We start from the raw sequence: 10,322 nt of genomic DNA, 5'->3' as shown, positions 1-10,322 counted from the left end.
GGACGAGCTGGAAGACGACTATTTCGACCTGATTGTGACGCTGGCGCCGGAAGCGCATCACGCCGCGCTCGAGCTTACCCGCTCGCTCGCCGTCAAGGTCGAGTACTGGCCGATGCCGGACCCGACCGACACCGGCGGCACGCGCGAGCATATCATGGCCGCCTATCGCGATGTGCGAGAGCGGCTGAAGACGCGCATAAGCCGGCGTTTCTTGCTTCCGGAAGCAAAAAACGCGACGGATTAAGCATGTTCACAAGCGGGCGATTATCATATAGGTTCCGCCGCAAATTCCGGCTGGAGTCGGACGAATTCAGGTCTGTTCGACCTGAAATCGTCCGGCTCCAGATCAAGAGTAGAGCATGATGTCGTCCGAAAACCGCTTCACACTTTTCGGCATCATGCTCTAGGCCCCGGAACCGCCATCCAAGCAAAGGTATCGAATGCCGAAGGAAGAAGTCCTCGAATTTCCGGGCGTGGTCACGGAACTGCTGCCCAACGCGATGTTCCGGGTGAAGCTCGAAAACGAGCACGAAATCATCGCCCACACGGCCGGCCGCATGCGCAAGAACCGCATCCGCGTGCTGACCGGCGACAAGGTCCTGGTCGAAATGACGCCTTACGACCTGACCAAGGGCCGCATCACTTACCGCTTCAAGTAACAATTCGGCGCGAACCGCGATGAGCATCCTGCAGAAGCTCGTGCTTGCCTCGGGTTCGCCGCGTCGCATCGAGCTATTGCAGCAGGCCGGCATCGAGCCGGACCGCGTGCTGCCCGCCGATGTCGACGAGACGCCGCTGCGCGCCGAGCATCCGCGCTCGCTGGCGAAGCGCCTTTCCAAGGACAAAGCCGAGAAGGCGTTCGCCTCGCTGAAGAGCGAGGAAGACTTTGCGCCGGCCTTCATCCTGGCCGCCGACACGGTGGTGGCGGTGGGACGGCGCATCCTGCCCAAGGCCGAGACGATCGACGACGCGGTGAACTGCCTCGGCCTGCTTTCCGGCCGCTCGCACCGGGTCTATTCCGGCATCTGCCTGATCACGCCGGGCGGCAAGCTCAGGCAGCGGCTGGTGGAGACCAGGGTGCGCTTCAAGCGACTGCCGCGCGAGGAGATCGACGCCTATGTCGCGTCGGGCGAATGGCGCGGCAAGGCCGGCGGCTATGCCGTGCAGGGCCTCGCCGGCTCCTTCGTCGTCAAGCTGGTCGGCTCCTACACCAATGTGGTCGGCCTGCCGCTCTACGAGAGTATCGCACTGCTGTCCGGCGAGGGCTTCAAGCCGCACAAGAACTGGCACGTCGCGCGGCCATGAGCCCGGACGAAAAGGTCACGCCGCTGAGGCCGAAGCGCCCCTGCCCCGAATGCGGCAAGCCTTCGGTGCGGGAGCACTATCCGTTCTGCTCGACACGCTGCAAGGACATCGACCTCAATCGCTGGCTGAAAGGCGCCTACGTCATTCCCGGCCGCGACGACGCAGAGGAAGAAGACGGAGGCCCCAAGCAAGGCCCTTCGTCCACAGACGGGCAGTGAAGGCCCGTAGCAATACGCCGTTTCCCGGCGATTTTTCTTTATCAACACCTAAGCGCTGGACAGGGCGAATTCCCGTGCTATAACCACGCGCTTTCGAGGGGGGCGCCACCCGGCGCTTCCGTGAAACCCGGCGGACGATCCCGTTAGCCGGCGCAGGCCCAGATAGCTCAGTTGGTAGAGCAGCGGACTGAAAATCCGCGTGTCGGTGGTTCGAATCCGCCTCTGGGCACCATCCCCCTCTTCTCCCACATTCTCTTTCGCCGAAGCTTCTACGCTGCAGCAAGCAGTTGGGGTTGGCGATCTTTTTGCTACCGATGGCGCAATTTGGCGGGATTGGGAGCGCTGCGCTCGGGCTGTTACGGCCGCACGCTTGCCAGCCGGTTTAGCCGTGCCCAGGTTCGCCGAGCTTTTCCAGTCTCGCGGACAGCCGGTCAAGGTCAGTTGTGCCCTGGCCGAAAAGGCTCATGGCCCTCATGGCGACCAACTGGCGGTCTTCCTCGCTCTCAAGTCCATGCCTTGAACAATAGCGATGGACAGCTTTTGAGAGGATTTCAAGTTGGGTGGAATCCAAAACACCATGCAGGGACATGCGTGCCTCCTGGCCAGGGGCGAAAGCACGATACCGCTTTCAAGCGTCCGCTTGCCTCACTACTCGGTACGAACGACAAAGGGGTGATACGCCTCTCCGGCAAGCCGCGCGCTAACAAATGAGGCCGTGATGAAAATCGCGCCTGAGCGGTTACGTCTTCTTGAGAAGGCGCGCCTGCCGAAGACGCGAAGCTGCGTCGATGCCGATCAAGTCAATGAGCTCGCGTGCTTGGCTGCGGTGATGCCGGTCCCGCGTGGCTGAAATCGCACCCGAAATTCCTTTTCGGTCTGCGACATTCCAGCAATCAAAGAGTTCTCAAGATGAAAATCGGGTACGCGAGCCTTGGCGGCGGCCCGTCTCGCTTGTCATGTGACAGCCATCATAGACCCAAGAATATCAATCGGCACGTCGCGAACGTTTTCTCCGCTCCAGGCTTTTCGCCTTTCGGCGAGCGATTCTGAGTTCACCAAGCGTCGGCTGCCACCACCCTCTCGATCGTTCCGCTGATCCGGCAGGACGCCGCGCCGGCCATGTCTTGATCAGTTCAGCCAAGGTCGGCGGCCGCCACCTCGCCCAAACGGCGCCGAAGCCGGTCTCCATCGACTGTGGGTAGAACGGCGCCAGGTCAGAGGGGTCGGCGAGCTCGCCTGAAATCCCGGTGAAGACAACAACGTCATATTGCACCGTCGCCACGGCGCGACCGAGCGGAGGCAGGTCTTCGGCTGGAACCGGATAGCGCCGGCGCCTGCGTTCGGCATGGCGCAGCCTGGCGGCCTTGTGCTCATCGGAGTGTTTACCAGCCTCCCGTCGGCGTTTCCTCTCCTCCGGCTCGGCGCGCTGGGCGGCTCTTTCGATGCTTGGCCAACGGCGCCGCAGCTCCTCATAAGCGCGAAAAGGCACCCGCCAGACCCGCAGTTCGTCGTCCCAACTCGCCCATGGAACCGCTCGCAGTTCCTCCACCACGGTCTTCGAATAAGGCGTGCGAATGCGCAGGTCGTCCGCGACTTCCAGATAGTGGCTCGACAGTGGATCGAAGGCGAAGGCATCCCGCCCCTTACTGTCGTCATGGACTGCGCGAGCCGCCGTCTCCTGCGCCAGCCAGCGCTCGATCCGCCGCGCCGCCGTTTTTCCGGGCACGAACCAGCTCCGGCGCTCGTCGCTCCACCTCGCGCGCGGAAACGCAAGCTGGAACCGCTCAACTGCCGCTCGATCGTACGGGAAGCGCGCTTCGGCACCACGAGGCTTCTGCGGTTCAAAATGGGCTTCGGATTTTTCCATCGGATTGCGCTTGCTAGCTCTGCTCGCAAGGAACGCCGCGCAAGTTCTTTGGGTTCAAGCCACACAGCCGAGACAAGCCGAACTGCTCGAGGAACCGCGAGCGGAAACCTTCCCGGCATTCGACGGTTAATCCGGATCAGGAGAGGTCAGCCCATGGCGAGACGACGTGATGCAGATGAAACAGCGGCGAGCCGGCCCAGAAGGCCACGTTCGCGCCCGCTGAAAGGCGAAGAAACGGAAGTGAACCATATCGTGGAAACGCAAAACATCTCGCCGGCCCAGGCGCGGGAGCTGGTGCGGCGCCACGGAAACGATTGGCGCAAGATCGATGAGGCCGCCAAATCCTACAAGAAAGACAGCTAGTATTCCAAACCAAGTATCGGGGTGACTGCCCGGAGAGATCATCGGCCAAGATAACCGGATGACCAGGATCGCTACTTTCAACGTAAATGGCGTCAATGGGCGATTGCCGGTCCTCCTGAAATGGCTTGGCGAAACCGGCTATGACATCGTCTGCCTGCAGGAGCTCAAGACATCCGATGAGAAGTTCCCTGCCGAGGCGATCCGGCAGGCTGGTTACTGCGCCGTCTGGCATGGGCAGAAATCTTACAACGGCGTAGCGATTCTGGCCCGTGGGAAACAGCCGCAGGAGCGCAGGCGCGGACTGCCAGGCGACCCGGACGATACGCACAGCCGCTACATCGAGGCCGAGGTGGATGGGCTGGTGATCGGCTGCATCTATCTGCCGAACGGCAATCCCGCGCCTGGACCTAAATTCGATTACAAGCTGGCGTGGTTCCAGCGTTTGATCAGCTATTCCCAGACCTTGCTTAAAGAGGAAACGGTCCTGTGCGGCGATTACAACGTGGTGCCAACCCCGATTGATGCGGTGGTGCCGGCGCGCTGGTTGGGCGATGCAGTGTTTTTCCCGCAGAGTCGTGACGCTTACGCCGATTTGCTGAAGATGGGCTGGACGGATGCGGTTCGGCAGATCCATCCCGAGAAGGGGGTCTACACCTACTGGAACTTCTCCTACCGGGGCGGTTATGACCGGAGCTCCGGCCTGCGAATGGACCATCTCCTGATCAGTCCGGCACTTTCAAACCGGCTGCGAGGGGCGGGCGTCGATGCTGCGGTAAGAGCTTTGGAAAGGCCAAGCGATCATGCCCCGGCGTGGATCGAGCTGACCTGGCCTGGAAAGCTCGACTGAGGTTCCGATGGCCTGCCCAGGAGCGGCATCAGCCCGAGCGTATCACGCCGGGCTCATCGGTCTGTTCGTGGGCTTGTCCGACAGCTTGGGGCGCGGCCACAAGGTCCTGGAATCCGATCGTGGCGACCAGATACCCCGCTTCGTCGTAGATTCTCGTAACCCACGATGTCGGGTCGACGCCTTCGACAATCCCATCGAGCATCGCCTCCTTAGCCGCGCGTTTCGCCTCGGCCTTGGCGGCATCCAAATTTTCCATGTCGACCTGGATGGCCGGCTGCGCCGTACTTTCGATGAACTCAAAACGGAACTTCGGCATTGGTTTCTCCTTTCGGCGCCGCCGGGAGCGGATCGGGCGGGCTCTCAATCTTGCCGTTGCTGGAAGTTTCGTCTCCGAGCACTGTTTCCGCGATGTATTGCTTGAGATCGCCGACTTCGTCGCCTATATCCTCAGCCAGTATTCCCAGGCCTTCGGCATCGGCGATGCATTGTTCGGCGAGCTTCTCGGCGGCGATTTCGGCCGGGATTGCAGCTGCGGCTTCCGCCTTGTGCTCGTCGATCCATTCCCCGACGAAATGCGCGGTCTTGTTCACGATGATATCCGGTTCCTGAGCGGAAACCGTGTCAGCGTCAGTTGGCTTCGTGTCCATGTCTAAACCCGCCCTCTAGGATCCTTCTTCAACGCCGATTGCCTGCGAAGGATGCAGGCGTTGGTCGAAAGTTGTTATAGCTTCAGGCTTGCACTTCAGACTCCCGGCTCAAGACTGGAACCTGCGTCAGGATCAACAGTTCTTGAGCATGGCAAATCACCCGATAACGAGTTTCCTCACCTCAATCGGCACTTTAGCGTACCGTCCCGCCGCATTCCTGGTGCTGCTGGCCTACGCAGCACTGTGTGTCGTTTTCGATCGGCAAAGTCTGAATTGGTATGGGGCGGCCACCCTGGCGCCTCCAGCGGGCGCGTGAAAGGTGAGATCTGGTCGGAACCGGCGGAGGCTGCTCAGCAGCCTCAAGTATTTGGCCGTCGCGCTTGTCGCCAGTCTGGTCACGCTGCTCGCGATCAACTTGATCCCCGAGACCCGTGTCATCCGCACCATCGTGCCGCACCGTTTCGATGCGGCAGATCCGCAATTCGCAAGGAGCATGAGCAGCTATTCGCAGGGGCAGATGTTCGAGGCGAACGCCGTGCAGACCCTCGTCAACGGCGACGAGATTTTTCCCGCCATGCTGCAAGCGATCCGTTCGGCCCGAAAGACCATCAACATGGAAACCTACATCTATTGGTCGGGCTCGGTCGGCTACGAGTTCGCCACGTCTTTGGCTGCGAAAGCCCGAGAGGGTGTCGAAGTGCGCGTGCTCGTCGATTGGCTTGGCAGTCTTCCCTTCGATGAGAAGCTGATCCAAATCATGACGAGTGCTGGCGTTCGGTTCGAGCGCTATCGGCCGATCCACTGGTACACGCTCGACCGCGTCAACAACCGAACGCATCGCAAGCTGCTCATTGTGGACGGGCGGGTCGCCTTCACAGGCGGGGTCGGCATCGCGGACAACTGGCTGGGAGATGCGCGCAACCCCAATGAGTGGCGCGACACGCACTACCAGATCGAAGGGCCTGCTGTGCCCGGGTTCCAGGCGGCCTTCGCCGAGAACTGGCTGGAAACAGTGGGCGAGACGTTGCAGGGCGAGAACTTCTACCTGCCGCCCGAAGCCGCGGGTGCGCTCCGTGCCCAGCTGATCCTTTCTTCGCAGCCGAACGGCTCCGAAAACATGGAGCTGATGATGCTGGCCGCCATAGCCGCGGCCAAAGACCACCTGCGCATCGGCATGGCCTATTTCGTCCCGGACGACATCGCCCTGCAGCAGATATTGGACGCCAGAAAAAGAGGCGTCGCCGTCGATGTGATCGTTCCCAATTCCCTGACGGATGTTCCGATCGTCCGCAAAGCTTCGCGCTATTTCTGGGGCAAATTGCTCGAGGCCGGGGTGCGGATCTACGAGTTTCAGCCCACGATGTATCACCCCAAACTGCTGATCGTGGACGACGTCTGGGCGAGCTTCGGTTCCACCAACCTGGACCAGCGGTCTTTGCGTTTGAACGATGAGGCCACGCTCAACGTCTATGGCAAGGAATTCGCACGAACGCAGATCGACTTGTTCAACGAAGATCTGAAGCGCTCGAGGCAGATCAGCCTTGCCGAATGGAGATCGCGTCCCATGCGCGAAAAGTTCACCGATTGGCTGGCCAGCACGCTCCACGCGCAGCTCTAGTCAGCCCATGGAGCCGAACGCAAAACACCAGCCGCTGCTTGTCTCTTCGGCCGCCCGTCACCCAGATCGGCCGGTTTGCCAACCCACCCCAGGTGAGCCAGGGTCGGCCGCCACGGGGCGGCTCTTGACGCCGAAAATCGCGCTTCCAATATTTCACCTCAGCGCCGCCGGCACATGCCCAATACCTTGCTGAGCATCTGTTTGGCCTGCCGGCGATTGGCGCATCAAGCGGAGGAAGGTCATGGGCCCAAATGTCTTCGGGGAGCCCGTTGGGGGTGCTTTGATTTCTCGGCAAAGCGACAACTATGGTCACGACCACGGCGCGGCAGAACCAGGCGCAATGAGCACTGATGTGTTCGCTGAACCTGTCCTTGTTGATGACGTGCCATTTGGCGTGAGGAAAATCCGTTGCGCGATGGACGCCATCGAATTCCTGGAGGAGTGGCCGTTCGAGAAGCGGTGCCGCCTGCACGGTTTGGCCAGCGACGCTTGCTGCGCGGCATATGATGGCCGCGGGCCGGTCGCGGCGGCCAGGAAAGTGTTCGTCAGCTGGGCGATCCAGACCGGGATTTGCGCGAGCGCGCCTTGCCTCGAGCTCGACGCCGCCGAGGCAGCGGATCAAGTCACAGGCAGTGGCACGTCCTGATGAGGAAGAACACGCCGACCCCATAGGGAAGCAACAAAAGCAGCAGGGCCAGCCAGTAACCGGGCTGTGCGATCGGCGCGAAATCTGAACGAAGCTGCTCCATTGCCCGTCCAACGCAGGGCGGCACAGCTAGTTCCTCTACTGCACATGTCGCAAGACCAAGCAGCCGCGTACCTCCTGCTGTTGACGGCTGCAGCGATCGAGGAACGCTGGCCGCCTCCCAGGAGCGACGATGGCACCGCCAGGTCCTTGGTGCTGTTGGGCCGGACTTCGATATGGATGCACCTGCCACACGCAATTCTTGCAGTCCCTTTCTGGGCAGCAGGAACAAAGGGGCTCGTTGTCCGTTCGGTTTCGCGCAGCAAGAGCAGGATCAGCTTGCAGAACGGCGAGACTGGAGTTTCTGCCGCCAGATTTCTGTTTTCCCTTGTTGTCCGCGTTGAACAAGGTGTTCCGAAGCGCCATGCATTTCCGCCAGTGTCCGTCGGCCGCTCTTGGCCTCCTACTCTTGGCCATCGCGGTGCTGCCACACAATCCCGCTTGGGCGCAAGCGCCCTGCCCGACCGATCACGACAAGCTGCTGTCGGCCTTGAAGGCCAATGTCAAGGCGAGTGGCGGGCCGGCAAATGGCGGCTTCGAGACCAATGAATGGGCCGCGATCGTTGCCCGTGACGGTACGGTCTGCGCCGTCGCCTTCAGCGGCCCTACCGTGGACGCGCAATGGCCCGGCAGCCGGCTGGTCGCGGCGGAGAAGGCCAACACGGCCAACGGGCTCAGCCTCGCGAATATGGCCCTGTCGACCGCCAATCTTTATGCCGGGGTGCAACCAGGCGGGCCGCTGTTCGGCCTGCAGGCCACCAACCCCGTCAATCAGGCGGCGGCTTACGCCGGCGACGCCAAGACGTTCGGCAGCCCCAATGACCCGCTGATCGGCAAACCCATCGGAGGCGTGGTGGTGTTCGGCGGAGGCCTGGCCCTGTACGACGGCAAGGCGATCGTCGGCGGCCTCGGGGTCAGCGGCGATTCCTCCTGCGCCGACCACAACGTCGCCTGGCGCGTCCGCGCAGCGCTCGGCCTCGACAAGGTTCCGGCAGGCGTCAATCCCAATCGCAAGGACGCCATCATCTATGACCTCGACCCAGGCGGCAAAAGCGCATCCGGCTGGGGTCATCCGCTTTGCGCCGGGCGCGAGGCCGACATAGCGGCGGAACTGGGCGCCAGCGTCGGAGGCTCGGTCCCGAAATGAAGGCAGCGCGACAGCTGACGGCGAGGTGTGCGCAGTCCGGACGCGCTCGCCTCACCCGGGCTGCGCGGCAATATGCGGGATTAAGCATTGTTGGGGCGATGATGCTGGCCTGTCTCCCAGTTCTGATGGCCGCCTCGGAGTCGCCCTCGACGCCTGCGATCTCGCCGCCGGCCTCCGCCGCCCCGCCCGACGACGGCCAATGGACGATGCCAGCCAAGAACTACGCCTCGACCCGCTATAGCGAGCTCGCGGAAATCAATGCAGGCAACGTCAAGAACCTGCAGGTCGCCTTCACCTTCTCGACCGGCGTGAACAAGGGCCAGGAAGCGGCACCGCTGGTGGTCGGCAGCACGATGTATATCGTGACGCCCTTTCCCAACATCGTCTACGCGCTCGACCTCTCCAAACCTGGCGCACCGATCAAGTGGAAATACGAACCCAATCCCGAGCCCGCGGCACAAGGGGTGGCGTGCTGCGACGTCGTCAATCGCGGCGCCGCCTTCGCCGACGGGCGCGTCTTCTTCAACACGCTGGACGGCCACACGATCGCGCTCGATGCGAACTCCGGCCAGCCGATCTGGAACACCCATGTCGGCAACATCAATGTCGGCGAGACCCTCACCATGGCGCCGCTGGTGGTGAAGGGCAAAGTGCTCGTCGGCAATTCGGGCGGCGAGATGGGCGTACGCGGCTGGGTCAAGGCGCTCGACGCTGGCGATGGCCATGTCGTCTGGACGGCTTACAGTACGGGTCCCGACAAGGAGGTGCTGATCGGCCCGGATTTCAAGCCGCATTACGACATGGACAAGGGCAAGGACCTTGGTGTGACGACATGGCCGCCCGAGGCCTGGAAAATCGGCGGCGGCAATATGTGGGGCTGGATCTCCTATGACCCCGATCTCAATCTGATCTTCCACGGCACCGGCAATCCGGGGCCCTGGAATCCGGATCTGCGTCCCGGCGACAATAAATGGACATCGGGCATTTTTGCCCGCGATCCCGATACCGGAGCGGCGAAATGGTTCTATCAGTGGACCCCGCACGATCTCCACGATTATGACGGCATCAATGAGCAAATCCTGCTCGACATGAACTGGCAGGGCAAGTCGCGCAAGGTGCTGGTCCGGCCGGAGCGCAACGGCTATCTCTACGTCCTTGATCGCAACACCGGCGAGGTCCTGTCCGCAAAACCCTATGGCCCCGTCAACTCCAGCAAGGGTGTGGACCTCAAGACCGGCAGGTTGATGGAAAACCCGGACAAGAAGACCGGAACCGGCAAGGTTGTCCGCGACATCTGCCCGACCGCCTCGGGGCTCAAGGACTGGCAGCCTTCGGCCTTCTCGCCGAAGACGGGCCTGCTCTATATCCCGCACAACAATCTGTGCATGGACGAGGAAGGCGTCGAGGTGAACTACATCGCCGGCACGCCCTATGTCGGAATGAACGTGCGAATGATCCCAGGCCCCGGCGGCAATCGCGGCGCCTTCACTGCCTGGGACATTGCCGCAGAGAAACCGGCCTGGAGCCTCAAGGAAAACTTCCCGGTATGGAGCGGCGCGGTGGCA

Annotated in this window: 14 protein-coding genes, 1 tRNA gene and 1 pseudogene; 12 read left to right on the top strand and 4 right to left on the bottom strand. The window is 61.9% G+C overall.

The window, feature by feature from the left end; genetic code table 11:
• The 5 genes and pseudogenes from EOA32_RS26995 to EOA32_RS26975 all read left to right on the top strand — a co-directional run.
• Positions 1 to 244: pseudogene (locus tag EOA32_RS26995) on the top strand (protein-tyrosine-phosphatase); the annotation flags it as partial.
• A gap of 196 nt (positions 245 to 440) precedes the next feature.
• Positions 441 to 659 carry a translation initiation factor IF-1 gene (gene infA / locus EOA32_RS26990; protein WP_006200926.1) on the top strand — a complete coding sequence of 73 codons (219 nt, stop codon included), beginning with the start codon at positions 441 to 443 and terminating at the stop codon, positions 657 to 659.
• Between the two features lie 19 nt (positions 660 to 678).
• A complete protein-coding gene (locus EOA32_RS26985) occupies positions 679 to 1,305 on the top strand; it encodes a Maf-like protein (RefSeq protein WP_128373334.1) in 627 nt (208 codons plus the stop codon).
• Positions 1,302 to 1,523 (top strand): DNA gyrase inhibitor YacG, encoded by a 222-nt coding sequence (yacG, locus tag EOA32_RS26980; protein WP_095782982.1) that lies wholly within the window; start codon positions 1,302 to 1,304, stop codon positions 1,521 to 1,523. The genes EOA32_RS26985 and yacG overlap by 4 nt, the downstream gene beginning before the upstream one ends.
• A gap of 156 nt (positions 1,524 to 1,679) precedes the next feature.
• Positions 1,680 to 1,755: transfer RNA gene (locus EOA32_RS26975), tRNA-Phe, on the top strand.
• A gap of 150 nt (positions 1,756 to 1,905) precedes the next feature.
• On the opposite strand, the gene EOA32_RS26970 is transcribed toward EOA32_RS26975, so the two are convergent.
• Positions 1,906 to 2,112, bottom strand: a complete 207-nt coding sequence (locus tag EOA32_RS26970) for a hypothetical protein (RefSeq protein ID WP_095777391.1) — start codon at positions 2,110 to 2,112, stop codon at positions 1,906 to 1,908.
• 129 nt (positions 2,113 to 2,241) lie between these two features.
• Here EOA32_RS26970 and EOA32_RS40655 point away from each other — a divergent pair, with 129 nt between their 5' ends.
• Entirely contained in the window at positions 2,242 to 2,373 is a 132-nt protein-coding gene (locus tag EOA32_RS40655; RefSeq protein ID WP_281015290.1) for a hypothetical protein, read from the top strand.
• A 135-nt stretch (positions 2,374 to 2,508) separates the two neighbouring features.
• On the opposite strand, the gene EOA32_RS26965 is transcribed toward EOA32_RS40655, so the two are convergent.
• Positions 2,509 to 3,390: a hypothetical protein gene (locus EOA32_RS26965; RefSeq protein WP_128373333.1), complete on the bottom strand. Its 882-nt coding sequence runs from the start codon at positions 3,388 to 3,390 to the stop codon at positions 2,509 to 2,511.
• A 153-nt stretch (positions 3,391 to 3,543) separates the two neighbouring features.
• Between EOA32_RS26965 and EOA32_RS26960 the strand changes: the two genes are divergently transcribed.
• The gene (locus EOA32_RS26960) at positions 3,544 to 3,753 is read left to right on the top strand and encodes a hypothetical protein (protein WP_066993812.1); all 210 of its coding nucleotides are present in this window, start codon (positions 3,544 to 3,546) and stop codon (positions 3,751 to 3,753) included.
• Positions 3,754 to 3,811: 58 nt separating this feature from the next.
• Positions 3,812 to 4,600 (top strand): exodeoxyribonuclease III, encoded by a 789-nt coding sequence (gene xth, locus EOA32_RS26955; protein ID WP_066993815.1) that lies wholly within the window; start codon positions 3,812 to 3,814, stop codon positions 4,598 to 4,600.
• Positions 4,601 to 4,628: 28 nt separating this feature from the next.
• Here xth and EOA32_RS26950 read toward each other — a convergent pair whose 3' ends face one another.
• Complete coding sequence (locus EOA32_RS26950) at positions 4,629 to 4,916, bottom strand: hypothetical protein (protein WP_066993818.1); 288 nt, start codon at positions 4,914 to 4,916, stop codon at positions 4,629 to 4,631.
• Positions 4,897 to 5,190 carry a DUF768 domain-containing protein gene (locus EOA32_RS26945; protein ID WP_189407400.1) on the bottom strand — a complete coding sequence of 98 codons (294 nt, stop codon included), beginning with the start codon at positions 5,188 to 5,190 and terminating at the stop codon, positions 4,897 to 4,899. The genes EOA32_RS26950 and EOA32_RS26945 overlap by 20 nt, the downstream gene beginning before the upstream one ends.
• Positions 5,191 to 5,740: 550 nt before the next feature.
• On the opposite strand from EOA32_RS26945, the gene EOA32_RS26940 reads away from it, so the two are divergent.
• From EOA32_RS26940 to EOA32_RS26925, 4 genes are all read left to right on the top strand, one after another.
• Entirely contained in the window at positions 5,741 to 6,865 is a 1,125-nt protein-coding gene (locus tag EOA32_RS26940; RefSeq protein WP_348632227.1) for a phospholipase D-like domain-containing protein, read from the top strand.
• Positions 6,866 to 7,106: 241 nt separating this feature from the next.
• Entirely contained in the window at positions 7,107 to 7,511 is a 405-nt protein-coding gene (locus tag EOA32_RS26935; protein ID WP_128373330.1) for a DUF982 domain-containing protein, read from the top strand.
• 463 nt (positions 7,512 to 7,974) lie between these two features.
• Positions 7,975 to 8,757, top strand: coding sequence for a heme-binding protein (locus tag EOA32_RS26930; protein WP_245499394.1), 783 nt, complete (start codon positions 7,975 to 7,977; stop codon positions 8,755 to 8,757).
• Between the two features lie 125 nt (positions 8,758 to 8,882).
• A partial coding sequence (locus EOA32_RS26925) for a PQQ-dependent dehydrogenase, methanol/ethanol family (protein WP_348632226.1) occupies positions 8,883 to 10,322 on the top strand: 1,440 nt, incomplete at its 3' end.

This window comes from Mesorhizobium sp. M1A.F.Ca.ET.072.01.1.1, assembly GCF_004023325.1.
Lineage (GTDB): Bacteria > Pseudomonadota > Alphaproteobacteria > Rhizobiales > Rhizobiaceae > Mesorhizobium.
The sequence above is the reverse complement of the archived record's forward strand: the minus strand, read 5'-3'. Positions and strand labels throughout refer to the sequence as shown.

Coding starts and splice junctions, on each gene's coding strand:
- EOA32_RS26930 (WP_245499394.1), top strand. CDS start 7,975: ATGCATTTCCGCCAGTGTCCGTCGGCCGCTCTTGGCCTCCTACTCTTG.
- EOA32_RS26965 (WP_128373333.1), bottom strand. CDS start 3,390: ATGGAAAAATCCGAAGCCCATTTTGAACCGCAGAAGCCTCGTGGTGCC.
- EOA32_RS26960 (WP_066993812.1), top strand. CDS start 3,544: ATGGCGAGACGACGTGATGCAGATGAAACAGCGGCGAGCCGGCCCAGA.
- EOA32_RS26970 (WP_095777391.1), bottom strand. CDS start 2,112: ATGTCCCTGCATGGTGTTTTGGATTCCACCCAACTTGAAATCCTCTCA.
- xth (WP_066993815.1), top strand. CDS start 3,812: ATGACCAGGATCGCTACTTTCAACGTAAATGGCGTCAATGGGCGATTG.
- EOA32_RS26950 (WP_066993818.1), bottom strand. CDS start 4,916: ATGCCGAAGTTCCGTTTTGAGTTCATCGAAAGTACGGCGCAGCCGGCC.
- EOA32_RS40655 (WP_281015290.1), top strand. CDS start 2,242: ATGAAAATCGCGCCTGAGCGGTTACGTCTTCTTGAGAAGGCGCGCCTG.
- EOA32_RS26985 (WP_128373334.1), top strand. CDS start 679: ATGAGCATCCTGCAGAAGCTCGTGCTTGCCTCGGGTTCGCCGCGTCGC.
- EOA32_RS26935 (WP_128373330.1), top strand. CDS start 7,107: ATGGGCCCAAATGTCTTCGGGGAGCCCGTTGGGGGTGCTTTGATTTCT.
- yacG (WP_095782982.1), top strand. CDS start 1,302: ATGAGCCCGGACGAAAAGGTCACGCCGCTGAGGCCGAAGCGCCCCTGC.
- EOA32_RS26940 (WP_348632227.1), top strand. CDS start 5,741: ATGAGCAGCTATTCGCAGGGGCAGATGTTCGAGGCGAACGCCGTGCAG.
- infA (WP_006200926.1), top strand. CDS start 441: ATGCCGAAGGAAGAAGTCCTCGAATTTCCGGGCGTGGTCACGGAACTG.